At 73.5% G+C, this 23366-nt stretch carries 19 protein-coding genes; 10 read left to right on the top strand and 9 right to left on the bottom strand.

What is annotated here, in order from left to right; translation table 11 throughout:
* Positions 1-30 precede the first annotated feature (30 nt).
* Positions 31-516, top strand: a complete 486-nt coding sequence (locus VGP36_12475) for a DUF1269 domain-containing protein (protein HEV7655530.1) — start codon at positions 31-33, stop codon at positions 514-516.
* A gap of 156 nt (positions 517-672) precedes the next feature.
* Entirely contained in the window at positions 673-1683 is a 1011-nt protein-coding gene (locus VGP36_12470) for a trypsin-like peptidase domain-containing protein (GenBank protein ID HEV7655529.1), read from the top strand.
* Positions 1684-1782: 99 nt separating this feature from the next.
* On the opposite strand, the gene VGP36_12465 is transcribed toward VGP36_12470, so the two are convergent.
* Positions 1783-3840, bottom strand: coding sequence for a hypothetical protein (locus VGP36_12465; GenBank protein HEV7655528.1), 2058 nt, complete (start codon positions 3838-3840; stop codon positions 1783-1785).
* A 248-nt stretch (positions 3841-4088) separates the two neighbouring features.
* Between VGP36_12465 and VGP36_12460 the strand changes: the two genes are divergently transcribed.
* Positions 4089-4565, top strand: coding sequence for a DUF6069 family protein (locus tag VGP36_12460; protein ID HEV7655527.1), 477 nt, complete (start codon positions 4089-4091; stop codon positions 4563-4565).
* Positions 4566-4619: 54 nt separating this feature from the next.
* On the top strand, positions 4620-5906 hold the full coding sequence (locus VGP36_12455) for a hypothetical protein (GenBank protein ID HEV7655526.1): 1287 nt from the start codon (positions 4620-4622) through the stop codon (positions 5904-5906).
* A 51-nt stretch (positions 5907-5957) separates the two neighbouring features.
* Here the strand turns inward: VGP36_12455 and VGP36_12450 are convergent, their stop codons facing one another.
* Both VGP36_12450 and VGP36_12445 read right to left on the bottom strand, forming a co-directional pair.
* Positions 5958-7334: a serine hydrolase domain-containing protein gene (locus VGP36_12450; protein HEV7655525.1), complete on the bottom strand. Its 1377-nt coding sequence runs from the start codon at positions 7332-7334 to the stop codon at positions 5958-5960.
* A 129-nt stretch (positions 7335-7463) separates the two neighbouring features.
* Entirely contained in the window at positions 7464-8813 is a 1350-nt protein-coding gene (locus VGP36_12445) for an alpha/beta hydrolase (GenBank protein ID HEV7655524.1), read from the bottom strand.
* Positions 8814-8910: 97 nt separating this feature from the next.
* Here VGP36_12445 and VGP36_12440 point away from each other — a divergent pair, with 97 nt between their 5' ends.
* Positions 8911-11583, top strand: coding sequence for an AAA family ATPase (locus VGP36_12440; protein HEV7655523.1), 2673 nt, complete (start codon positions 8911-8913; stop codon positions 11581-11583).
* A 123-nt stretch (positions 11584-11706) separates the two neighbouring features.
* Here VGP36_12440 and VGP36_12435 read toward each other — a convergent pair whose 3' ends face one another.
* The gene (locus VGP36_12435; protein HEV7655522.1) at positions 11707-12588 is read right to left on the bottom strand and encodes a helix-turn-helix transcriptional regulator; all 882 of its coding nucleotides are present in this window, start codon (positions 12586-12588) and stop codon (positions 11707-11709) included.
* 149 nt (positions 12589-12737) lie between these two features.
* On the opposite strand from VGP36_12435, the gene VGP36_12430 reads away from it, so the two are divergent.
* From VGP36_12430 to VGP36_12420, 3 genes are read left to right on the top strand one after another with little or no spacing between them, the layout of a single operon-like run.
* Positions 12738-14132: an MFS transporter gene (locus VGP36_12430; GenBank protein HEV7655521.1), complete on the top strand. Its 1395-nt coding sequence runs from the start codon at positions 12738-12740 to the stop codon at positions 14130-14132.
* Entirely contained in the window at positions 14129-14542 is a 414-nt protein-coding gene (locus VGP36_12425; GenBank protein HEV7655520.1) for an SDR family NAD(P)-dependent oxidoreductase, read from the top strand. The genes VGP36_12430 and VGP36_12425 overlap by 4 nt, the downstream gene beginning before the upstream one ends.
* A complete protein-coding gene (locus VGP36_12420) occupies positions 14539-14955 on the top strand; it encodes a cupin domain-containing protein (GenBank protein ID HEV7655519.1) in 417 nt (138 codons plus the stop codon). Before VGP36_12425 ends, VGP36_12420 begins: the two co-directional genes overlap by 4 nt.
* Positions 14956-15449: 494 nt before the next feature.
* Here the strand turns inward: VGP36_12420 and VGP36_12415 are convergent, their stop codons facing one another.
* A complete protein-coding gene (locus VGP36_12415; protein HEV7655518.1) occupies positions 15450-17657 on the bottom strand; it encodes an MMPL family transporter in 2208 nt (735 codons plus the stop codon).
* Between the two features lie 137 nt (positions 17658-17794).
* Positions 17795-18448 (bottom strand): TetR/AcrR family transcriptional regulator, encoded by a 654-nt coding sequence (locus VGP36_12410; protein ID HEV7655517.1) that lies wholly within the window; start codon positions 18446-18448, stop codon positions 17795-17797.
* Positions 18449-18535: 87 nt separating this feature from the next.
* Between VGP36_12410 and VGP36_12405 the strand changes: the two genes are divergently transcribed.
* Both VGP36_12405 and VGP36_12400 read left to right on the top strand, forming a co-directional pair.
* Positions 18536-19468, top strand: coding sequence for an NADP-dependent oxidoreductase (locus VGP36_12405; GenBank protein HEV7655516.1), 933 nt, complete (start codon positions 18536-18538; stop codon positions 19466-19468).
* A gap of 23 nt (positions 19469-19491) precedes the next feature.
* Positions 19492-20520, top strand: coding sequence for an LLM class flavin-dependent oxidoreductase (locus VGP36_12400; GenBank protein ID HEV7655515.1), 1029 nt, complete (start codon positions 19492-19494; stop codon positions 20518-20520).
* Positions 20521-20754: 234 nt separating this feature from the next.
* On the opposite strand, the gene VGP36_12395 is transcribed toward VGP36_12400, so the two are convergent.
* The 3 genes from VGP36_12395 to VGP36_12385 all read right to left on the bottom strand — a co-directional run.
* Positions 20755-21522 (bottom strand): glucose 1-dehydrogenase, encoded by a 768-nt coding sequence (locus tag VGP36_12395; protein ID HEV7655514.1) that lies wholly within the window; start codon positions 21520-21522, stop codon positions 20755-20757.
* 111 nt (positions 21523-21633) lie between these two features.
* A complete protein-coding gene (locus VGP36_12390; protein ID HEV7655513.1) occupies positions 21634-21951 on the bottom strand; it encodes a winged helix-turn-helix domain-containing protein in 318 nt (105 codons plus the stop codon).
* 146 nt (positions 21952-22097) lie between these two features.
* Positions 22098-23366: hypothetical protein (locus tag VGP36_12385; protein ID HEV7655512.1), on the bottom strand; the 1269-nt coding region annotated here is incomplete at its 5' end.

Raw genomic sequence — 23366 nt, 5'->3', positions numbered from 1 at the left:
CGTGGGACGACGAGGAGAGGAGACTCCCACATGGAGCGATTGACGGTGTGGCGGTTCGACACGCCCGAGGGCGCCGACGAGGCCGCCACCACCTTGCAGGAGCTGTCCAAGCAGGGACTGGTCACCGTGCACGACGCGGCGATCGTGTCGTGGGAGTCCAAGGCGAAGCGACCGAAGACGCGACAGCTGCACAACCTGGCCGGCCGGGGCGCGCTGGGCGGCGCGTTCTGGGGACTGCTGTTCGGGCTGATCTTCTTCGTCCCGCTACTCGGCCTGGCCCTCGGCGCGGCGGCGGGCGCGTTGTCGGGATCGCTGCTCGATGTCGGGATCGATGACGAGTTCATCAAGCAGACCCGGGACCAGGTGACCCCGGGTACGTCGGCGCTGTTCCTGCTGACGTCCGACACCGTGCTGGACAAGGTGAGCGCGGCGTTCAAGGGCCGGCAGTCGGAGCTGGTGTTCACCAACATGACCGATGAGCAGGAGAAGGCGCTGCTGGAGGCGTTCGCGGCCTAGCCCGCGGCCAGTAGCCAGCGCGACCGGGCCGTCGCGCGGGCCCGACCACGCGAGAGGGATCCGGTGGACGAGGACACAGCCGGTCGACCACAGGCGCCGTCCGGAGCGGACCGGAGCGCCCGCAGGCCCTCGGGCCGGTGGTGGGGGCTGGCCGGCGTGGCGGTGCTGGGGGCCGCGCTCGTGGGCGGCCTGGGCGGCGCGGCCCTGGACCGGGACGACGGCGCGCGGGTGTGCTCGGCCGCCGACGTCGCCGCCCGCGGGCTGCCGGCGGTCGTGACGATCCGGGCCCAGGGCGCCGCCGGGGCCGGTACCGGGTCCGGCGAGGTGATCCGCGCCGAGGGGTACGTGCTGACCAACGACCACGTCATCTCCCCGGCCGGCAGCACCGGTCAGGTCGGCGTCGTGTTCGACGACGGAAGCGTCACCCCGGCCCGCATCGTGGGCCGGGACCCGCAGACCGACCTCGCGGTGCTCAAGGTCGACACCGGTCGCCCGCTGCCGGCGATCGTGATCGGCTCGTCCGCGCGGCTGACCGTCGGCCAGCCGGTGGTCGCGCTGGGCGCGCCGCTCGGGCTGTCCAGCACGGTCACGACCGGCGTGGTCAGCGCGCTCGGCCGTACGGTCCGGGTCCCGTCCGACGACGCCGGCTCCGCCCTGCTGGCCTCGGCCGTGCAGACCGACGCCGCGATCAACCCGGGCAACAGCGGCGGCGCGCTGGTGGACTGCTCGGCCCGGCTGGTCGGCGTCCCCACCGCCGGTGCCAGCGTCCCGGACGAGCAGGGCAACGCCGGCGGCGGCAGCATCGGGATCGGCTTCGCCATCCCCGTCGACTCTGCCATGCGGATCGCCGACCAGCTCATCGGCACGGGCACGGTCAGCCACTCCTACCTCGGGCTGCAGGTCGCGCCGTTCCCATCCCAGGACGACGACCACGGCGGCCTCTTCGTCACCGCGGTCACGACCGGCGGTCCGGCCCAGGCCGCCGGGCTGCGCCGCGGCGACCTGCTCACCGCCCTGGACGGCGTGGAACTGAGCGACCCCGACCAGCTCGAGGCGCTGTCGCTCACCACCGGCCCGGGACAGCAGGTGCGGCTGACCTTCCGGCGGTCCGGGTCCAGCGCCGACGCCACCGTCACCCTGGCCGCCCGGCCGCCCTCGACCGACTGACGGTCGCCGGCGGCGGAGGCCGATCGACCGGCTCGGTGCTCGATCGTTCGGACGGGCGGCGATGCGCTGGCCTGCGGCCAGGACGCCAGCTGGGCGACGTCAGCCGACTCCATTGAGTTCGTCGACAGCCCGGAAAAGGTCGCCCTGGTCGAAGTAGTTCACGGCCACGAAGTTCGGCCGCGTTCCACGTTCCGCCTCGCACCTGGCCAGGTACGGCGCCAGCACGGCGAGCGCGTTGATCGCCCGGGCGTCGGTCACCAGCGAGCGGAAGTCGTTGCCGAGCCAGTAGTTGACCAGCAGCAGCGGGTTCGCGTCCGTGCCGCGCTCGCGCCGGCAACTCAGGTCGGCCGCGGTCGGGTTGCGGTACGGCGTGTCCTGGATCCATTCGAAGGCGGGCATCAGCCACGGGTACGCCGCACCGCCGCCCTGCCGCTCCATCATCACCACGACCCGGCGACCGGAGTCGATCATCTCCTCGAGCGTCGGCCAGGGCTGGCCGGACCGCTGGGTGTGCACCAGGGGGCTCAGGCCCGCCCGGGCGAAGACCGCGGCGGTGTCGGCGGGCGACACCGAGTCCTCGATGACGAAGGTCACGACCTCGCGCGGGTGGGCATCCAGCCAGGCCCGGACCCGGGTCATCTCCGGCGCCCACTCGGTGGCGCCGATCTCGCACAGTCCGTGGCAGAGGTAGGGCTCGACCGGGCCGGTCGGACGGGTGGTGACCGCGTCCCGGATCCGCAGCGCGCTCGTCACCGCCGGCTTCCCGAAGTCGCGCTCGGCCGCGGCCAGTGCGGCGGCGTGACTGGCCGGCGCGGTCGCGACCAGACCGGGCCGGGAGGTGCGCTGGCCGTACCAGGCGTCGATGAGCAGCACCCGAATGCCGGCGTCGAGCTGGCCGACGAGGCCGGTCGGCTGCTCCGGGAGGAACCAGCCCGGCTCGTCGGCCGCGGCCATCGCGTTGTGGGTGGCCGGGAAGGCGACGTCGGCGTAACTGCGGCCGCACAGCTCCTCGTGTCCGTTGCAGCCGGTCGTCCCGGTCGTGGCCGCGGGCAATCGCCGGTCGGCCGGAACGGCGCCGAGCAGGACGACGACGAGCAGCGCGGCCAGTCCGGCGGCCCCGCCGACAGCAGCCGGCCGGCGGCGCAGCCAGGACGCCGGGGCCGGTTCCGGGCGCTGCCGCGTCCCGAGCGGTGCGGTCAGCTCGCCGATGCCGGCCACCCCGAGCAGGATGCCGCCGACGACGGCAACCAGCCGGGCGATCAATGCCGGACGCACCAGCAGGCCCAGCCCGACCAGCAGGAGGGCGGCCCCCCGACCGATCCGCCACCACCGCCCCGGCGCCGGCGGGGTCAACCGGTCCCAGGCGCGCCGGAGGGTGGCGGCGTCCAGCCGGGGCAGCCGGTCCGAGCCGGCCGCCACCACGAGCGCGCCGGCCGTGGCGGGCACGGCCGCCACCCACCACAGCGTCCCGCCGAACTCCCGCGCCGCCGCGGCCACCAGCGCGCCGCGCAGAGTGTCGGTGTTCACCAGCGTCCCGGCCAGCGCACCGGCCAACGCCACGGCGCCGACCCCCGCGCCCACCGCCACCAGGCCCCGGCCCACCGTCACCGTCACACGCCGTCGGTCGTCGGCCAACGCCACGGCAGCGGCGAACAGGCAGAGCGCGAGGAAAGGCAGCAACCAGGCCAGCACGCCGACCGTCCGGGTCAGCCGGACCGTTCGGGCACCGACGGTCCGACCACCCAACTGCGCCAGCGTCAGGTCCAGGTCGGCCGGTATCCGAGCCGCCTCCGAGGGCGCCACGACCCGCAGCACGCCGGCCAGCACCACTCCCAGGTCGGCGAGCCGGAGCACGATCTGGCCCGGGTCGTCGCTCGTCGCAGCCCGATGGGCCTGCCGGACCGCCGCCCGTACCACCGGGCCGAAGGAGGGACTCGACACCAGCGAGGTCGCGGCCGCCTCCAGCAGCGGCCGCACCGCCACCAGGTCCGGGTCGACGACCAGCAGCCGAACGGTGATCGCCGTCCCGACCTGGCGCGCCACCACCGGGTCCGTACGGATGACGTCGACGTGCTCGGCGAACCTCGCGCCGTCCACAACGCTGCGGTTGACCGCCCCGGCCAGGATTCCCAGCAGCAGCAGGAGAGACCCCACCACGCATATCGCTGAGGACGGCCTCCAGCCGGTCACGACCATGATGCTAGGCGTAGGGGAGGGCCGCGGGGCCCGCCGACCGACCTTTCATGCGGTCCGAATGAGGCAGTCGTCGGTGTCCGGTCCGGGCCGACCGGGCTGCACCGGACCCGGCCCGGATGACCCCGACCATCCCCTCAGGGTGACGCCCCGGCCGGCAGTGTCGACCTACGGTCGAGCCAGCGAGCTGTCGAGCCAGGGGAGACCGATCCATGACACGGCGCTACCGAGCCGACGAACCCGCGGCAGAGTCCCGGCTCGACCCGGCTCTGCTGTGGACGTCCGGGGCCGTCACCGCCGTGATCGCGGCCCTCGTCGCGCTCGTCGGCATCCTGTTCGCCCGCGGCATCTTGTCCGTGCCGCTGCTGGCGGCGAGGGCCGACGGGACCTGGGGCGACCGGAGCACGGCCGGCTACACCGTCGCCGTGGCGCTGGTCGCTCTGGCCGCCACCGGCCTGCTGCACCTACTGCTGCTGGTGACTCCGCACCCGTTCCTGTTCTTCGGCTGGATCGTCGGCCTGCTCACCCTCGTCGCCGCACTGGTGCCCTTCGCCGCCGACGCGACGCTGTCCTCCCGACTCGCCACGTGCCTCATCAACGTCGTGGTCGGGATCGCGATCGGCGCGTTGCTGGCGGCCGCGGGGCGTCGCTCGCTGCGGGTGCAGCCACGTGATCGGTCGCCGTACTGAGACGACGGAACTGTGCGCGCCGCGGCAGCTCGACGGCGTCGGACGGTCTGAGTGATGGGACGACTGATGGCGGCGGCGGACGATCTCGCCGAGGTTGCGGCCCGGGCCAGCGGGGCCGAGGCCGTGGCGCGGTCGGCGAAGTGGCTTGACCGTCGGGCGATCGACCGCTTGGCCACCGACGCGTCCCGAGCGCTGGAAATCGAGCGGGCGACGCTGGGCGGATCGGAGCTGTCCGCGGTGGCCGCGTCCGCGGACTGGCAGCGGCGACTTCGCGACCGCACCGAATCCTCGCCTCCCGAGCCGCGGCCGTCCGAGGACGGATCGACCTCCGACGAGGCGACCGCGGTCGCCATCCGGACCGAGGCCGATGCGGCCGCTGCGGTCGCGGTCGCCCGGATCGCGCTGGGTGAAGCAAGCCTGGCCGTCCTGCGCGCGCGGCTGGCCGTACTGGAGACCGGCGACACGGATCAGGTCGCCGCGGCCGTCCGTGGTTACGTGCCGCTCGTGGGCGCGACCCTCGTCGCGCGCCATGGCCGCGCGCTGCGTACCGGCCTGAGGGCCGAGCTCGCGCACGTGGTGCGGCAGCGGCCGCGGCCGCTGGCCGTGCGGCTGGGGATCAGCCTGGCGCTGGGCCTGGCCTACCTGGGCTTCCTGCGGCTGTACCGGTGGGACGTGAAGGAGGAGTTTCTTCCTTACCTGGCGCTTTTCGCGCTGTCCGGCGTGGTTGGGAGCGTGGTGTGTACCAATGCCATGAGCATGGATGCGGCCAGAGTCCGCGCCGCGCTGTCCGGAGGTGTCCGGCTGTGGCATCTGCTCCTGGTCAAGAACCTCGTCCTGCTCATCCTGGTCGGCACGGCCGGCCTGCTGCTGAGCCTGCTGCTGGCGTGGAGAAGCGGCGACGTCGACGCGCTCGTCGTCGCGTTCGGCCTGCTGTTCACCATGATCCTGCTCTGGCTCGGCGCCGGGAACATCCTCTCGGTGGTGCTGCCCGTTCGCGACGAACCCATCAGGGAGCGGCGGCAGGACAAGACGCTGCTGCCGTTCCTGACAGCCTTCGTCATCTCCTACGCCGTCGGATACCTCGTCAACACGGTGCTGTACTGGCGGATCTGGGCGACACAGATCGCCGTCCACGAATTCGGCCGGCTGTGGCTGCCTGTGCTCACAACGGTGTCCGTCGCCGCGGTGATGTGGCTGCTACTGACGGTGCTGGCGGTCGAGCTGGCCGACCAGCCGCGCTGCCGCCGGTTGCTGCTGCGGGAACTGCTCGCCAGTCAGGCCTGGAAGGGTCGGGGCGCCGCGGCCGACCCACCCGCAGGAGAGATCCCGCGATCGCCGTAGCGGACGGGAGATCTGACCCCGACCAGACGAGTGCGAGCGCTTCGTCAGCCGTCACGGCGTTGGCGAGCTCGGTGTGGAGAGGAGCTCGGTGCCGAGTTCGGTGGTGGCGGCGTTGGCGACGTCGGAGAGCACGATCACGGCCCTGTGGTGCTGCCGGTCAAGGCCGAGGTAGGCGGTGTAGCCGGCGGTCTGACCGTTGTGCCAGGTGATGGTCTGGCCGGTCGGCCATCGTGAGATGTGCCAGAACTCGCCGATGCGGGTGTTGTCCTGGCCAGTCGGCGCGATGGGTGTCATGGCGTTCATACCGGGTGCGGTGCCGTCGAGCAGGGCCGTGGCGAGGCGGCTGAGATCCGCAGCGGTCGACACCGCGGCCCCGCCCGGGGCGTACGCGCCGAAGACCCAGGGCTGGACCCGGTGGCCGGATGCGGTCCTGCCGCCGCCGACCAGCGGGTGGCCGACCTGGATGGCGCTGTGGGTCATGCCGAGAGGTTCGAACAGCCGGGTTCGCATCAGGTCGGGATAGCTCATGCCGGCAGCGGCGGCCGCGGCCTGTCCGGCGGTGGCGGCGCCGAGCGTGGAGTAGGCGAACGTCCCCCGGGTGGCGAGGCTCCCGGTCCTGACTTCCCGCATGAGGTGGTCGAGATCGGCGGTGATCCAGTTCCGGCCGGTCGGGGCCGACCAGGCCGCGCGTCGCAGCGTGGCCGCTCCGAACTCGGCGTAGCCGGAGCGGTGGGTGACCAGTTCCCGGATGGTGACAGTGCCGGCGGCCGAGCCGTGCAGCGCAGGCAGGTATGTCTCGACCCGGGCGTCGAGGCTCAGCTCTCCACGTTCGACCGAGTCAGCGACGACCAGGCCGGTGAGAGATTTGGTGATCGAGCCGATCTCCATCGGTCTCGTGGCGTCGGCACCGAACCCGGCCAGCCGTACAGGTTGCGCCGCGTCGAGGTCCACTGTGGCCAGGGAAAGGTCCTCGTATCCGGTCAGCATTCCCTTGTCCTGCACGCGGTCGAGTTGGGCCAGCAACCCGGCGTCGCCGGTCGTGGCAGTGGACAGACTCGGGGCCTGTGTCCACATCGCGGCGGCGACGAGGACCGCGGTCACGGCTACGGCGACGAAGAGCCTGCGAATCGCGACATAGGCGACGACGAGGCCCAGCGCCGCAAGTAGGGCTATCCAGCTGTTGCCCACCCAGGTCGGCAGGTAGTGCACCACCAGGTACGCCGGCGTCAGCAGCAACACCCCGATGACACCGGCCTTGCCGGCCCGGCTCCTGCCGATGCCGGCGCGGTCGCGGGTCCACAACTCGGCCAAGGATCTCCGCCGGCCGAGCTGGACGACCACGGCCAGCCCCAGCCCGGCGAGGAGGAAGCCCACGGCGCCGAGCGAGAACAGCAGCCCCAGTCCGAGCCAGGCCACGAGAAGTGCCACGCCCGCCACGTGTCGTCCCGAGGGCCGGCAGTGCAGAGCCACGCGGTCGTTCGGCGGCGCGGAGCGTGGTGTGGGGCGGACGGGTTCGGCGGTGTGCATGACGGCTCCTCTGTTGGGGCGGCGGTGAGTTCAGCGCGCGGGCAGCGGCGTGCCGGTGCGGACGGAGCGGACGACGTCGGTGATGGCGCGCACCGAGGCGGCGGCGCCGCGCGGGTCGTCGAGAAGACCCACGTGGGTCGTGTCGGCGAGGCGGTGGCTGCTGATGGTCGACAGCGCGGCCAGCCGGTCCTGGGCGGCCGCCCAGCCTGCGGTGCCCAGCTGGTTTTCGGCCGCGGTCACGACGACCAGCGGCCGGCCGGCCAGGCCGGTGAGCGCCCCGGCCTGGACGAAGACGACCGGGTAGACCGACAGCTCGTCGCGGATGTTGCGCAGGCCGCGGGGACTGGTGGCGAAGTCCCGTACCTGCGCCGCTTCCCGGGCCGGGAGGCCCGAGGAGGCGGAGGCCGGTAGCAGCCGGGTGACGCCGAGGCGGGCCAGGCTCGGGGCCAGGGCGGTCAGGCGGCGCATCGCGGCGTACTGGCGGGGGTAGTCCGGCAGCGCCGTGAACTGGTTCGGGCCGGCGGAGTCGAGCAGCACCATGCCGGCGACCTCGGCGGGATACCGGGCCGCGTACGCAAGGGCGTAGACGCCGCCGGTGGAGTGGCCGACGAGCACGTACGGCCCGGGCTCGTGGGCGCGGGCGAGCAGCGTGTGCAGGTCCGCCGCGATCTGCGCGCCGTCCTGCGGCTGCGGGGCGTCGCCGGACCAGCCCTGGCCGGCCCGGTCGTACGCGCAGACCCTCGTGTCCCGGCCGACCGTCGCGGTGATCCGGCTCCACAGCGGGGAGGTCTCGCCCAGCCCGTTCTCCAGCACGACGGTGGGACCGCCGGACCCGGTGCAGTTCAGGTGGAGCCGGTGGCCGCCGACGTCGTAGGAGACCCCGGGCATCGGGTTGTCCGGTGCCGTGACGGTGGCGTAGCCGCCGCCGACGGCCGCGGCGGCCAGGACGGCCACGACCGGGTAGAGCAGCCAGCGGCCGGGACGGACCTGCCGCGCCCGGACGCCCATCCACGCGGCCAGCGCCAGCACTGCCGGCGGCCAGACCCAGCCGGCGGCGGACAGCACGCCGTCGCCCGGGGCCGACGTCAGAAGCCACGCTCCGGTGCCAGCCATCAGGACGGCGGGCACCAGCGCCCACCGCTGCGGCGCGCGGGTCCGGCGGATCGACAGCACGGCCAGCAGCGCCCAGCCGAACCCGAACGCGAGCAGGGCCGAGCCGGTGATGGCGTGCTCGCCGGCGCCGGCGAGGACGACCAGCGTGAGCAGGAGCGCGCCCAGCAGCCCGGCCGTCAGACCGGCCGCGACGACGCGGCGGAGGGGACCGGGCCCGGGCTCGGGGGCGATCGTGGCCGGGCGGTCGATGAGCGTGGTGGTGGCCATCGCGGTCTCGCTTCCTCGAGGTGGTGACGCCGAGAGTGGGCGCGCCGGCGGCTGCTCGACCCGGTCAAATGGCCGGGATCGCCGGTAGCGTCGGGCCGTGCTGCAGGGCCGGGACGTCGAGCGGGCCCGGCTGGCCGTCCTGCTCGACGGGGCCCGGCAGGGCCGCGCCGACGCGCTCGTGGTGCGCGGCGAGGCCGGGGTCGGGAAGTCGGCGCTGCTGGAGGATCTGATCGCCTCCGCGGCCGGCGTCCTGGTGCTGCGGACGCAGGGGCTGGAGTCGGAGTCACCGCTGGCGTTCGCCGCGCTGCACCGGCTGCTGCGTCCCGTCCTGCGGCTGCTCGACCGGATCCCACCGCCCCAGGCGCGCGCGTTGCGGGTCGCGTTCGGACAGACGGACGGACCGGCGGTCGAGCCGTTCCTGGTCGCGGTGGCGACCCTGTCGATGCTCACCGAGGCGGCCGAGGAGACCCCGGTGCTGGCGGTCGTCGACGACGCGCACTGGCTCGACGCGGCCTCGGCCGACGCGCTGCTGTTCGCCGCCCGGCGGCTGCAGGCCGACCGGGTCGCGGTGCTGTTCGCGGCCCGGGACGGTGCGGCGTTCGCGGCCGACGGGGTGCCATCGCTGGTGCTCACCGGGCTGGACGGGACCGCGGCGCGGGCGCTGCTCGACCGCGGCGCCGGGCACCCGCTCCCGGACGAGGTGTCCGAGGTGCTCCTGGCCGAGAGCGGCGGCAACCCGCTGGCGCTGGTGGAGCTGCCGACCGCGCTGACCGCGGCGCAGCTGAGCGGGACCGCGCCGATGCCGGCGCGGCTGCCCCTGACCGCCGGCGTCGAACGGGTCTTCCTGGACCGGTGCCGCCGGCTGCCGGAGCCTGTCCAGACGCTGCTGCTGGTCGCGGCCGCAGACGACTCCGGCCGGACCGCGACGGTGCGGCGCGCGGCCGCGGTCCTCGGCGTCGTCGCGGACGCGCTGGACGAGGCCGAGCGGTCCGGCCTGCTGTCCATCGACGGGGACAGCGCGCGGGTACGGCACCCGCTCGTCCGGTCCGCTATCTACCAGGGCGCGACCAGCGCCCAGCGGCGGACGGCCCACCAGGCCCTCGCCGGCGCCCTGGCCGACGACCCCGACCGGGAGGCGTGGCACCGCGCGGCCGCCGCCGACGGGCCCGACGACGGGGTCGCCGCGGCCCTGGATCTCGCCGCGGGCAGGGCCGAACGGCGCGGCGGGTACGTCGCGGCGGCCGCCGCCTACGAGCGCGCCGCCGAGCTGACCACCGGCGATCAGGTGCGCGCAGCCCGGTCGTTCGCCGCCGCCCGCAACGCCTGGGCCTGCGGGCAGCCGACCCGGGCCCGTACCTTGGCCGCCGCCGCACGGGAGGGCACCGGCGACGGGCTGCTGCGGGCCGACATCGATCGGCTGCGCGGCCGGATCGAGATCAACGTCGGCTCGGCGTCCGACGGGCACCGGATCTTCACCCGGGCCGCCCGGGTCGTCGCCGCCGACGACCCGGACCGGGCGTTGGAGATGGCGGCCGCCGCCTCGGTCCTGGTCGTCTACGGCGCGGACAGCGGCGCCTCCGCCGACCCGGTCGCCATCCCCCACGACACCCCTCGCCGGCGCTGCCTCAGCCGGCTGCTGGCCAGCATGACCGAGGCGGCCCGCGGTGACGTGAGGACGGCCGTGGCCTCGCTGCGGGACGCGCTGGCCGAGAGCGCCGAGGTGACCGACCCGGATGTGCTGGCCAACCTCGGCAACGCCGCGCTGCACCTCGGCGACGACGACGCCCACCGGCGCAGCTTCACCGCGATGCTCTCCGGCGCCCGGGAGAGCGGCGCCGGCATGCTCGTCCTCTACGCGCTGCCGCGGCTCGCCTTCGCCCAGTTGCTCGCCGGGCGGTGGACCGCCGCCGGCAGCTCCGCCGCCGAAGCGCTGACGCTCGCGCCGCGACCGATGACCGCGGCCCCCCTTGCCTGGCTGACCCTCCTGGCCGCCCTCCAGGGCCGTCCCGACTACGACGCCCTGCTCGCCGAGCTGGAGGCCGTCACCGGGAGCCATCCGCTCGGCATCCTGGCCGACCCGGTCCACGACCTGACCCGGTGGGCGGTCGGAACCCGGGCGGCCCGGGCCGGCGACGTCCACGCCGCCCTCCACCACCTCGGCCGGATCCGGTTGCCGGTCATCGCGCGGATGGCGGCCGTCGACCGCGTCGACGCCGCGGTCCGGGCCGGCGACCGGGAGCGGGCCGCGGTCTGGACGGAGGAACTGGCCGCCTTCGCCGAGGCGACCCGGTGGCCGTGGGCGCTTGCCGCCGCCGGGCACGGACGGGCCCTGCTGGCCGGACCGGCGGAGGCGCCGGGGCTCTTCGAGAGCGCGCTGGCGCACGGCGGGCGGCCGTACGACCGGGCCCGGACCCACCTCGCGTACGGGGAGTTCCTGCGCCGTGCGCACCGCCGGGTCGACGCCCGTACCCACCTACGGCTCGCGCTGGACACCTTCCAGGACCTGCGCGCCGAGCCGCTCGTCGAGCACACCACCCGGGAGCTGCGGGCCTCGGGGGAGACCGCCCGCACCCGCGATCCCTCGACCCTGCTGGATCTCACGCCCATGGAACTCCGGGTCGCCCAGCTGGTCCGTCAGGGTCTGTCCAATAAGGACGTTGCCGCCCAGTGCTGGATCTCGCCCCGCACGGTCGCGTTCCACCTCCGCAACTCCTTCGCCAAGACGGGCGTCACCTCCCGCGGTGAACTCGCGCAGCTGGAGCTCAGCTAGGTCCGCGGGGGCCGGGCGTCTCCCTGTGCCCGAGTTGACCGCATGCCTGCGGGCGAAAGAGCCGCCGATGCGGGCTGGGCCGACCGAGCAACCGCTGCCGTCGGTGCAGTGCAGGTGCGGCGCTCAGCGCGCGGGCCGGTCGGTCGCCGCTCGATCGGTCACAGCGGTGGTGGCCGCCCAGCTGGCCAGCAGCGAGAGTGCGTCCTGTGCGGGTGAGCCGGGTTCTGCGGTGTAGGCGGTCAGCGTGAGGCCCGGCTCGGCGGGGAGCTGCAGGGCGTCGAAGGCCAGGTCGAGCCGGCCGACGACGGGGTGCTGGAAGTGCTTGACCCCGGACCGGTGCAGCCGGACGTCGTGCGCGGCCCATCGGGTGCGGAACTCGTCGCTGCGGGTGGCGAGCTCGCCGACGAGGTCGGTCAGGTCGCGGTCGTGGGGGTCGCGGCCGGCCTCGGTGCGTAGCAGCGCGACGCTGGTGTCGGCCGCGCCGCGCCAGTCGGGGTAGAAGTCCTCGGATCGCGGGTCGAGGAAGTTGAACCGGGCGAGGTTCGCCGGGCGTCTGGGGTCGTCGAAGACCGGCGCGTAGAGGGCGCGGCCGAGCGGGTTGATGGCCAGGACGTCCAGCCGTCCGTTGCGGACGAACGCGGCCGCGGTGGTCATCGAGTCGAGGATCCAGTGCACGCTCGCCGGCACCTTCGGCGTCGTCCTGCGGGCGGGGCCGCGGCCCGGGCGGGCGGCCCGGGCGAGGTCGAAGAGGTGGTCCCGCTCGGCCTCGTCGAGCTGCAGGGCGCGGGCCACCGCGTCCAGGACGTCCTCGGAGACACCGGCGATGTGGCCCTTCTCCAGTCGGGCGTACCACTCGGTGCTCACGCCGGCCAGGACCGCGACCTCTTCCCGGCGTAGCCCGGGCACCCGCCGCCGGCCGCCGCCAGCGGGCAGCCCGGCCTGTCCCGGGGTGATCCGGGCCCGGCGCGTGGCCAGGAACTCGCGGATCTCGGCTCGGTTGTCCACGGTGACGACGCTACGTCCACCGGCCGCCGGTGGGAGGTCGTGTCTGTACCCCCCATAGACACGACCTCCCACGCCGCGGGGAGACGCGGTTGCCTCGGTGGCGTCGGCGACCAGCCCGGCACCCGATCCCGTCCGTCAGGAGCCCCGGCATGTCCGCAGCGATCGCGCACCCGGCCCCCTCCGTGGCGGTCGGCAGCCAGGCGCGAGCCGCGCTGGCGGCGGCGGTCCTGGGGTTCTTCGTCGTCACGCTCGACACCGTCGTGGTCAACGTGGCGCTGCCGGCCATCCGCGCCGATCTCGGCGGTGGCATCACCGGTCTGCAGTGGTTGGTCGACGGCTACACGCTGATGTTCGCCGCGCTGCTGCTGTCCTCCGGCGCTCTGACCGACCGGATCGGCGCGCGCCGTGCGTACGCCGGCGGGATCGTCGTCTTCGTGCTCGCGTCGGCCGCCTGTGCCGTCGCACCCGGTCTGACAGTTCTCGTGGCGGCCCGGTTCCTGCAGGGTTCGGCCGCGGCAGTGATGATGCCGGCATCGATGGCGCTGATCCGCCAGGCCTATCCGGACGCCGGCGCGCGGGGCCGCGCCCTGGGCGTGTGGGCGATGGGGGGCGCCGTCGCCTCCTCCGCCGGTCCCGCGCTGGGCGGTGCGCTCGAACTGATCGACTGGCGGCTGATCTTCCTCATCAACGTCCCGGTGGGCGCGGTGGCGCTGGGCCTGCTCGCCGGCCTGCGCCCGTCGCCGCGGCGGGACGTGCCGTTGGACCGGGTCGGGCAGGTGACCGCCGTGCTCGCCCTGGGCGGCCTCACGTACGCCGCCATCGGAGCCGGCGCGGCCGGCGTCACCGATCCGCTGGTGCTGGCGGCGGCTGCGGTGACGGTGGTCGCGCTCGCGGCGTTCATCGCCGGGCAGACCCGCGGGGCGCATCCGATGGTGCCACCGGACCTGGTCCGGGCGCGGGGGGTCGCGGTGCTGCTGGCGGTCGGCTTCGCGTTCATGGTCGGCTACTACGGGCTGCCCTTCGTCCTCAGCCTCTACCTCCAGCAGGGTCGCGGGCTCTCGGCACTGGCCACCGGCACGGTCTTCGTGCCGATGATGCTGATCGGCGCTGTCATCACCCCGTTCTCAGCGCGGATAGCCGAGCGCCTCGGCCGCCGGGCGGTCATCACCACCGGCTTGCTGACCATCGCGCTCGACCTGGTGGCGCTCGGCCTCCTGGCCGGGGTGGCGTCGCCGCGGCAGCTGGCGGTGCTGATGATCCCCGTCGGCGCCGCCGCACCCCTGGTCATACCGCCGGCCATCGGCGCACTGCTCGACAGCGTGCCGGGAGACCGCTCCGGCATGGCGTCCGGCCTGTTCAACACCAGCCGCCAGGTCGGCGGTGCGCTCGGAGTCGCCGTCTTCGGCGGGCTGCTCGCCGACCCCGCCACCATCGGATCCGGCGTCCGTCTCAGCCTGCTGGTCGCCGCCGCCGTCCTCGTCGTCGCGACAGCCGCCGCGGCCACACTTCCCCATCCTTCTCGCGAGGAGACGCATCCCCTATGAGCAACGTCAAGGTCTACGTCATCACCGGCGCAGGACGCGGCCTGGGCGTCCAGATCGCCCAGGCGGCTCTGGCCGCCGGGCACGCCGTCGTCGCCACCGTCCGAGACGCCGCGCGGGTGAGCGCCTCGGTCGGTGCGCAGGAGAACCTGCTCGCCGTGGCCCTGGACATCACCGACCCCGAGGCCGCAACCTCCGCCGTCGACGCCGCCGTGCAACGGTTCGGCCGGATCGACGTGCTGGTGAACAACGCCGGGACCTTCCAGGCCGGCTTCTTCGAGGAGGTCAGTCCCGAGCAGTTGCGGGCCCAGCTCGAGGTCAACCTGTTCGGTCCGCTGAACGTCACCCGCGCCGTCCTGCCGGTCATGCGCCGGCAGCGAGCCGGACAGCTACTGAGGAGCATCAGCAGATGAACATCGAACCGACCATCCCGACGACGAAGAACCCCCCGGAGCAGTTCGCCGGCGACGTCTGGCTCGACCCGATCGCGCTCCCGCACGAAGGTGACCAGCGCATGGTCGTCGCCACCGTCCGCTTCGCCCCCGGCGCCCGCACCGCGTGGCACTCGCACGCCCGCGGCCAGTACCTGCATGTCACGCAGGGCGTCGGCCGGTTCGGCACCCGCGACGGCAAGGTCATCGAGGCCCACCCCGGCCAGACGATCTACACCCCGCCGGGCGAGGAGCACTGGCACGCCGCGTCCGAGGACACCTTCATGGAGCACATCGCGATGCTCGAGGGTGCTGATGACCCCACCGGCAGCACGACCTGGCTCGAGCACATCACCGACGACCAATATCACGGCACCACCGGAGGCGATGCATGAGCGCCCGGCAACAGCCGTCCGCCTCCCCGGCGCTGCCCACCCCCGCTGTGCAGGAACACCACCGGCGTGCCGGCCCCCCGTTCGACAACCTTCACGGTGCCGTTCCGCGGCGTGGGCAGCAAGGCCATGCGGCACGGTGTCGGTCCGGTCGCTCGAGCGTCTCGCGGACCTGTACCGGAAGGGCTCAAAGCTGTCACTGGTCCATCTCGTGGTCGTCCAGGATCTCGCCGACGTGGCGATGGAGTTCGAGCACCGCACCGATACATCTTCCAGTTTCCGAGCGAGGTCGCGACGCAGGTGAACGAATTCCGCACGTCCGACGACAAGAACGTCGTCGATCCGCTGCGCGTCTGACGACAGGGAAACGATGGTCGATCGTGTCCAGTTCTTCAACACCCGACGTGGAAGTCGTCACGATGATGCCGAAGGATCCAGAAGGTAGTCGTCACGCTCCCGACCTCCCGGAATGGTTCGGGGACCGAGGCAGCGCGAGGTCAGTGGGTGCCTGCGGGTTCTTCCTCGCGGGTCTCATCCTGTGCGGCCGATCCCTCCACCGACAGCCGCGGCAGCACACGGTCGAGCCACCGGGGCAGGTACCAGTTCCCGCGGCCGAGCAGGAGCATGAGCGCGGGGACGAGCATGCTGCGGATCACCAGTGCGTCGAGCAGGACGGCGGCGGCGAGGCCGAAGCCGAAGAGCTTGATGGTGAGGTTGGGGCCGAGTACGAAGGCGAGGAACAGGAACACCATGATCGCGGCGGCGGCGGTGATGGTGCGTCCGGTCGCGGCGAGCCCGTGCAGGACGGCCTGGCGGTTGTCCTTGCGGTGCAGCCATTCCTCGTGGATGCGGCTGAGCAGGAAGACCTCGTAGTCCATCGACAGGCCGAACAGGATGGCGAAGAGGATGACCGGCAGGAAGGACAGGATCGGCCCGGTGCGGTCGACTCCGATGAGGGAGAGCCCGAAGCCGTCCTGGAACACCAGGACGACCACCCCGAACGCGGCCGCGGCGGAGAGCAGGTTCATGACCGCCGCCACCGTGGAGACGACGAGGCTGCGGAATACGGCGGTGAGCAGCAGGAACGACAGCAGCACGACGACACCGACGAACAGCGGCAGTTTCTTCGCGATCGTGTCGCTGAAGTCCTCGCCGATGGCGGTGGTGCCACCCACGAGCATCCGCTGTCCACTGCCCTGCTCGGCGGCCGGCACGAGGTTGTCCCGGACGCGGGACACGAGATCGCTGGTCGCCGCGTCCTGCGGAGCGCTGGCGGGGTAGACGGTGGTCAGTCCGATGCCACCGACAGTGGGTTTGCCCGGCTGGGTGCCGCCCAGGTAGACGGTCGGCAGGACGTCGGCGACGCCGGGGTCCGAGGTGAGCGCCGTACGGAGCTTCTCGGTGGCGGCCGGGTCCGCCGACCGGCCCAGGTCGGTGACGATCAGCAGCGGGCCGTTGAACCCCGGTCCGAAGCCCTCCGACAGCAGGTCGTAGCCCTTGCGGGTGGTCGACGCGGCCGGGTCGCTGCCCTGGTCGGTGAGGCCGAGGCGCAGGTGCAGGAACGGCACGCTGATGGCGAGCATGATCAGAAGCCCCAGACCGGCGAACAGCGCCGGCCGGCGGTCGAGCAGCGCGGTCCACCGGCGCCAGCCGGCCGGCTCCTCCTGCAGGTCCTCCGGGCGTCCGACCGGGGCGGCGCGGCGCCGCCGGGGCAGCACCCGCCGCCCGAAGAAGCCGAGCAGCGCGGGCAGCAGGGTCAGCGACGCCAGGACGGTGACCGCGACCGCCAGCGAGGCCGCGATGGCGACGCCGTACAGGAAGGACAGCCCGAGGGCGAAGAGGCCGAGCAGCGCGATGCAGACGGTGATGCCGGCGAACAGCACCGCGCGGCCGCTGGTGTCCACCGCGGTGACCGCCGCCTCCTCCGGGCTCTTGCCCTCCAGCAGGCCCTGCCGATAGCGGGTGACGATGAACAGCGCGTAGTCCACGCCCACGCCGAGACCGAGCAGCACGGACAGGGTCGGGGCGAAGGTGGCGATCGTGAACAGGTTGGCGAGCAGCCCGATCCCGGCAACGGACACCGCGATCGACAGGATCGCGGTGATCAGCGGCAGGGTCATCGCCAGCAGCGATCCGAACACCAGGAACAACACGATGGCGGCCGCGATCAGCCCGACGACCTCGGCCACACCCTGCGCGGGCGCGGCCTGCGCGGCGGCTCCGGTCACCTCGATCTGCACGCCGTCACCGGCCGGGCCACGTACGGCGTCGATGATGTCGACGACCTGGGCGCTGGTCACGTCGTTCGGGACGGTGCCGGCCAGAGTGAGCGTGGCGAAGGCGGTCCGGCCGTCCTTCGACACCTGCTGGGCACCGGCAGCGGCGTACGGGGAGGCGTATGCCGCGACCTTGCCGGTGGCCTTGGCGGCCTCGAGCCCGCGGGTGAAGCGTTGCCGGGCGGCGTCGTCGGTGACGCGTCCGGAGTTCACATGCACGACTGCGGTGAGCTGGTCGCCGGAAGCCTGCGGGCTGACCCGCTGGAGCAGGGCCAGGGCCTGGGTGCTTTCCGTGTCGGGCAGCGTGAACTTGTCGTCGTAGCCGGCGCCGATGGCGCCGAGTGCACCACCGACCACCAGCAGCAGCGCCAGCCAGGTCGCGAGCACGACCCATCGGCGGCGGAAGCTGAATCGGGCGAGACGGCGCATCGGTGTTCCCTAGCTATCGGTGGCAAGAGGTTGGGGTGAAGGTGGCGCCGAGGACCCGGCACCGCCCCGCTGGGCGCGTCACTGTCCCGGTCAGAGTCTGCCAGGCGTTCCGCGAAGGAGTCCGACTCGGGCGGCGGCTACTGGTGGCCGGGTGTCTGGATACTGGTCATGGCTTCGTACATCTGGCGGGGCGTGGGTGGCTTGGGCAGCGGTTCGGTGTGTTCGGCCGAACAGGCCTGCAGGACGTACCCCAGCAGGCGCCGGGCGGCGGCCGGGGCGGCGATGCCGGCGGCCGTGACGACGCCGGCGTTGGCCATGAGGATGATCGGCAGGTCCTCGGGAGAGAAGTCGCGCCGGAGTCTCCCGGCAGCCTTGGCCGCGCGCACGAGCGTGACGAAGCTGCGGAAGGCGCGGGCGCGCTCGGCTTCGAGTCCCCCGGCCCGGGGGAACGTCATGGCCAGCACGGCGGTGAACCCGCGGTCGGAGCTCTGCAGGGCGCAGGCGGTCTCGACGAAGGTGCAGAACCCGTGCCACGGGTCGGGGTCGGTGAGCGCGGCCTCGGCGGCGTCGGCGTAGGCGGTCATCTCCGCCGCGAACACGGCCGCGACCAGCTCGTCGCGGTCGGCGAAGTTGCGGGACAGCGTCGCGATGCCCACGCCGGCGCGCCGGGCCACGACGCTCATCGGCACCTGCAGCCCGTCGGCGGTGAAGATCTCCCGGGCCGAGGTCAGGATCGCCTCCCGGTTCCGGATGGCGTCGGCCCGTCGCGGGCGCTCCGCCTCCGTGGTCATGGAGCCACGGTAGTCGATGTGGAAGACCCCTTCCAGATGAGATAGCGTCGGTATCCGGAAGACCTCCACCACTTAGGAGACACGTCGATGCGCGCGCTCGTACTCGCCGATTTCGGTGCCACCCCTGTCGTGCAGGACCTCGACGTGCCGGAGCCCGCCGAGGGCGAGGTGCGGGTCCGGGTCCGGGCCGCGTCGGTCAACGGCTTCGACCTGGCCGTTGCCGGGTCGTACCTCAGGGGCGCGATGGAGCACCGCTTCCCGGTCGTGCTGGGCAAGGACTTCGCCGGCACCGTCGATGCCGTCGGCCCCGGCGTGGACGGGTTCGCGGTGGGGGACCGGGTCTTCGGCGTGGTGACGAAGCCGGAGCTCGGCGACGGCTCCTTCGGTGAGTACGTCACCGTGGCGGAGTCGATCGGGCTGGCCCCGCTGCCCGAGGAGATCGGGTACGCCGAGGGTGCGGCACTCGGCCTCGCCGGCACCGCCGCGGCCGCCGCCGTCGACGCGGCCGAGCTCGCGGACGGGAGCACGGTGCTGGTGGCCGGCGCGACCGGCGGGGTCGGCAGCCAGGTCGTCCAGCTGGCCGTCGCGGCCGGCGCGCGGGTGCTGGCCACGGCCGCGACCGACGCCGAGCGGGCGCACGTGACCGGGCTCGGTGCGACCGAGGTGATCGACCACACCGGCGACGTGTCCGGACAGGTGCGGGCGGCGTACCCGGACGGGATCGATGCCGTGGTGCACCTGGCCGGCGATCCGGCCCCGCTGCTGCCGGTGCTGAAGCCGCAGGGCCGGTTCGTCTCGACCCTGCTGATGTCGGCCGACCAGCTGCCCGCCGGAGACGTGAAGGTCGCCGCGATCTACGCGCAGCCCGTCCGGGAGGTGCTGGACCGGCTGGCCGCGAACCAGGCCGGCGGCGCGACCCGGGTCACGATCCAGCGGACGTACGGGCTGGAGGACGCCCCGCAGGCGCTGGCCGACTTCGGTCAGGGCACCCTGGGCAAGCTCGTCGTCACCGTCGACTGAGCCGGGTACCGGGAGGGTCCACAGTGGACATCGGGATCGTGTCGCTGGCCGACCTGCAGGCCGATCCCGGCACCGGCCGGCTGGTCGACAGCGGGCGGCGGCTGGCCGAGATCGTCGGGTACGCGCGGCTGGCCGACACCCTCGGCCTGGACGTGTTCGGTCTCGGCGAGCACCACAGCGCCGAGTTCGCGGTGTCCTCCCCGGCCGTCGTGCTCGCCGCCGCGGCCGCGGCGACCTCGTCGATCCGGCTCACCAGCGCGGTGACGGTGCTCAGCGTCCTGGACCCGGTCCGGGTGTACGAGGACTTCGCCACCCTCGACCTGTTCAGCGGCGGCCGGGCCGAGCTGATCGCCGGGCGGAGCGCGTTCATCGAGCCGTTCGGCCTGTTCGGAGTCGACCTCGACGACTACGCCGCGGTCTTCGAGGAGAAGCTCGACCTGCTGCTGCGGCTGAAGGACGAGCCGCGGCTGACCTGGTCCGGCCGGTTCCGGCCGCCGATCCCGGGCGTGGACGTGATGCCTCGGGCCGTACGGCTGCCGGTGTGGGTCGGCGTCGGCGGCTCCCCGGGCAGCGCCGCCCGGGCCGGCCGGCTCGGGCTGCCGATGGTGCTCGGCCTCATCGGCGGGAGCATCGCCGGGGCGCGGCGGGTGGTCGCGGAGTACCGCGAGGCGGGGGAGCGGGCCGGGCACGCCGACCGGCTCAGCGTCGGCATCTCCACCCACTTCCACGCCGGCGCCACGGCGGCCGCCGCCCGCGAGGTCTACCCGCACTACCACGAGTACCTGCGGCCGAAGCGGCCTGGCGGGCGGGGGTTCCTCGTCGACCAGGACCAGTTCCTGGCCGGCGCCGCGCCCGGCAACGCGCTGCTGATCGGCTCCTCCGACGAGATCATCACCAAGATCATGACCGCGTACGACCTGCTCGGCATCGACCGCCTCTTCGGTCAGGTCGACTGGGGCGGGCTGCCCCGCGGACTGGTCGAGGAGTCCATCTCCCGCCTCGCCGACGAGATCGCCCCGGTGATCCGCTCCGCCACCGCCCGCGCGTCCTGATCGGGCGCGGGCTCACCGGTCGAAGAAGAGGACCGTGCGCGCCGAGGGCGGCCAGCGGCGCCGGAGATCTCCAGCTTCAGGGCAGTGCCGCCCGCCGGGGGACTGGACCTCGTCGCCTCCACCGACCACGACACGTCCAGCGCCAGCGGCGTCTGGGGGGCGCGTACGCCGGCCGGGACCTGCTGATCGTCGACGGTGAGGAGATCACCACCCGCTGCCTGACGCCCGGCCCGGTCAGAAGACGGTGTAGCCGCCGTCGATGACCAGGACGGAGCCGGTCATGAAGGCCGAGGCGGGGCTGGCCAGGAACAGCACGGCGGGGGCGATCTCGGCCGGCGCCGCGGCGCGCTGCTGTGGTGCGTCCTCGATCCAGTGCCGGGCGAACTCGGGTCTGTCGATCGGCGTCATGTCGGTCCGCACGTAGCCGGGGGCGACCGCGTTGACCCGGATCCCGTACGGCGCCCATTCGGCGGCCAGTGACCTGGTCAGGTGGTGCACCGCGGCTTTGGAGGCGTTGTACGCGGGCTGCCACTGCGGCCGGTTCACGATCTGGCCCGACATGGATCCGACGTTGACGATCACACCGCCGCCGGAGTCGACCATGCGGCGGCCGAAGACCTGGCAACCGTTCCAGACGCCGGTGAGGTTGACGTCCAGGACGCTGCGCCATTCCTGCTCGGTGACCTCCAGCGCGGGGCGGTGGATGCAGGCACCGGCGTTGTTGACCAGCACGTCGACCGGCCCGTACGCGGCGGTGATCTCGGCCGCGGCCCGTTCCACCGCGGCCCGGTCGGTCACGTCGGCCTGGAACGCGGCGGCGGTGATGCCCTTGCCGGCCAGCTCGGCGACCACCTGCGCGCTGCGCTCCGCGTCCCGGGCCAGGATCGCGACCCGCGCGCCGGCCTCGCCGAGGGCGTGCGCGAAGGCCTCGCCGAGACCCCGGTTCCCGCCGGTCACCACCACGACCCGCCCCGGCAGGGCGAACGTCTCCAACACCGACATGGACGCCTCCAAGCTCAGTTTGTTCCGTCGCCCGAGAGGCTGCCCCATCGGACGCCGGTCAGGGCCGCCGGCTGACGCGGAGTGTCCGCACAGGCCGCGGGGTCGGGTGGGTCAGTGGCAGCCGCCGTCGGGGGAGAGCCGGTAGCCGACGCCGGGTACGGTCTCGACGATCGGCCGGTTCGGCGGCGCGGCCAGCCTGCGCCGCAGGTAGCTTATGGTGACCTCGACGACGTAGGCGTCCCCGCCGGCGAACTCGTCCTGCAGCTCGGTCAGGATGTCGGCCTTGCTCACCGCCTCGCCGCGGCGGCGCAGGAGGTAGTGCAGCAGCGCGTACTCCCGCGGCCGGAGGACCAGCGGCGCCCCGTGCAGCCGGACCCGTCGCTCGGCCGGGTCCAGCTCCAGCGGGCCGGCCCGCAGCACCATCCGCATCCTCGCCGCCCTCCCGCCCGGCCGCCGGACAGCTCGGTTGCCCGTTCGGCCGCCGCGGACGCTAGGACCGCCCGGGTTAGGGATCGGCAAAGCACGTGGCCGCCGCCCCGGGGGAGGGGCAGCGGCCACGGCCTTTCGGGGAGGGGTCAGTTGACGATGTGGTTCGGCGGCACCAGCTGGGCCGGTCCGCAGGCCGACGCCGGGTCGTTCTTGTAGGTGATGGACCCGACCGTGGCCCCCATCGCGGAGCCACCGTTGAAGAACTGCGCCGTGTACGTCCCGGCCGGCTCGTTCGTCGGCGCGGTGCTGACGCTGAAGCTGGTCGTGTTCGTGGTGGCCTGCTTCGCGATGAAGCCGCCCTTGGCGCCGGTCGCGACCGGGTCGGCCAACCCGGTGAACGGGTTGCCCGGGTAGAGCAGCAGCTGCGCCGACTGCGGGACCTGCAGCGTCCAGGTCGCGGCGAGCTGGCCGGTGGCGTGGGCGGTGAACTGGACCCACCACGTCTGGCCGCCGGCGAGCGCCGGCACCTGGACGTTCACCGTGCAGGTGGTGTTGCCGGCCGGGGGCGGGGGCGGCAGCGGCACCGGTGTCGCCCCCGGCGGGTACGGGTCACCGGGAGCCACGAAGGTGTGTCCGCGGCCGCCGCGGGCGCCGGCGAAGGCGTCCTCGGTCAGGTAGACCGAGCCGTCGTCGGCGACCATGAGCCCCTGCGCGAACCGGAACGCCGCGGGACCGCCCGGCGGGTTCGCCGGGTCGACCGGCCGGGTGCAGGTGGTGGTGCAGTAGACCGTCGCCTCGGCCGACCCCGCCGGCGGCATCTGACCGCGGGCGGCGTAGATCCGGGAGGTGTTGGTCGCGATGTCGTACTGATAGACGGTGGCGTTGGCCGCGCCCGGCGACACCGAGGCGTAGACCAGGCCGGCGGTGCTGCGCAGGTGCTGCGGGTCGGGGTCGACGCCGATGGCGGAGCCGAAGATGAACCCGAACTGGGCGATGTTGAGTGGCGTGGTCGGGCAGACCTGTCCGGACGTCGGGCAGGCGCTGATGGCCTTGACGACGGTGAAGCCCTGGTTCTCGGGCAGGTAGAGGTCGTCGCCGATCATGCCCATGGAGCCGTTGATGCCGCGGCCGAGGGTGCCGGTCCGCTGTTCGGTGGTCATGGCGACCACGTCGACGGTCTGGTTGCGGGGGTCGTCCTCGGGGTTGTTGATCCGCCGGATGAACCCGTCGAGCAGCCCGCCTATGTAGAGCGAGTGCTTGCAGGTCGCCGGCGCGCCCGGCTTGCAGGGACCCAGGGCGAGCCCGTTGGCCTTGTCGCCGTCCAGGCCCGCGTTCGGGGCCATGATGACGGCCGAGCCGTCCACCAGGAGCCCGGCGCCGCTGTCCGCGCTGGGGTCGTAGGTGAACCGGATGAC

The sequence above is a fragment of the Mycobacteriales bacterium genome (genome assembly GCA_035995165.1).
Taxonomy (GTDB): Bacteria; Actinomycetota; Actinomycetes; order Mycobacteriales; family CADCTP01; genus CADCTP01.
The sequence above is the reverse complement of the archived record's forward strand: the minus strand, read 5'-3'. Positions and strand labels throughout refer to the sequence as shown.

What these genes read in the sequence shown, in the direction of transcription:
- VGP36_12475 (HEV7655530.1), top strand. Translation starts at nt 31, where the DNA reads ATGGAGCGATTGACGGTGTGGCGGTTCGACACGCCCGAGGGCGCCGAC.
- VGP36_12460 (HEV7655527.1), top strand. Translation starts at nt 4,089, where the DNA reads ATGACACGGCGCTACCGAGCCGACGAACCCGCGGCAGAGTCCCGGCTC.
- VGP36_12455 (HEV7655526.1), top strand. Translation starts at nt 4,620, where the DNA reads ATGGGACGACTGATGGCGGCGGCGGACGATCTCGCCGAGGTTGCGGCC.
- VGP36_12445 (HEV7655524.1), bottom strand. Translation starts at nt 8,813, where the DNA reads ATGGCCACCACCACGCTCATCGACCGCCCGGCCACGATCGCCCCCGAG.
- VGP36_12430 (HEV7655521.1), top strand. Translation starts at nt 12,738, where the DNA reads ATGTCCGCAGCGATCGCGCACCCGGCCCCCTCCGTGGCGGTCGGCAGC.
- VGP36_12425 (HEV7655520.1), top strand. Translation starts at nt 14,129, where the DNA reads ATGAGCAACGTCAAGGTCTACGTCATCACCGGCGCAGGACGCGGCCTG.
- VGP36_12420 (HEV7655519.1), top strand. Translation starts at nt 14,539, where the DNA reads ATGAACATCGAACCGACCATCCCGACGACGAAGAACCCCCCGGAGCAG.
- VGP36_12415 (HEV7655518.1), bottom strand. Translation starts at nt 17,657, where the DNA reads ATGCGCCGTCTCGCCCGATTCAGCTTCCGCCGCCGATGGGTCGTGCTC.
- VGP36_12410 (HEV7655517.1), bottom strand. Translation starts at nt 18,448, where the DNA reads ATGACCACGGAGGCGGAGCGCCCGCGACGGGCCGACGCCATCCGGAAC.
- VGP36_12405 (HEV7655516.1), top strand. Translation starts at nt 18,536, where the DNA reads ATGCGCGCGCTCGTACTCGCCGATTTCGGTGCCACCCCTGTCGTGCAG.
- VGP36_12395 (HEV7655514.1), bottom strand. Translation starts at nt 21,522, where the DNA reads ATGTCGGTGTTGGAGACGTTCGCCCTGCCGGGGCGGGTCGTGGTGGTG.
- VGP36_12390 (HEV7655513.1), bottom strand. Translation starts at nt 21,951, where the DNA reads ATGCGGATGGTGCTGCGGGCCGGCCCGCTGGAGCTGGACCCGGCCGAG.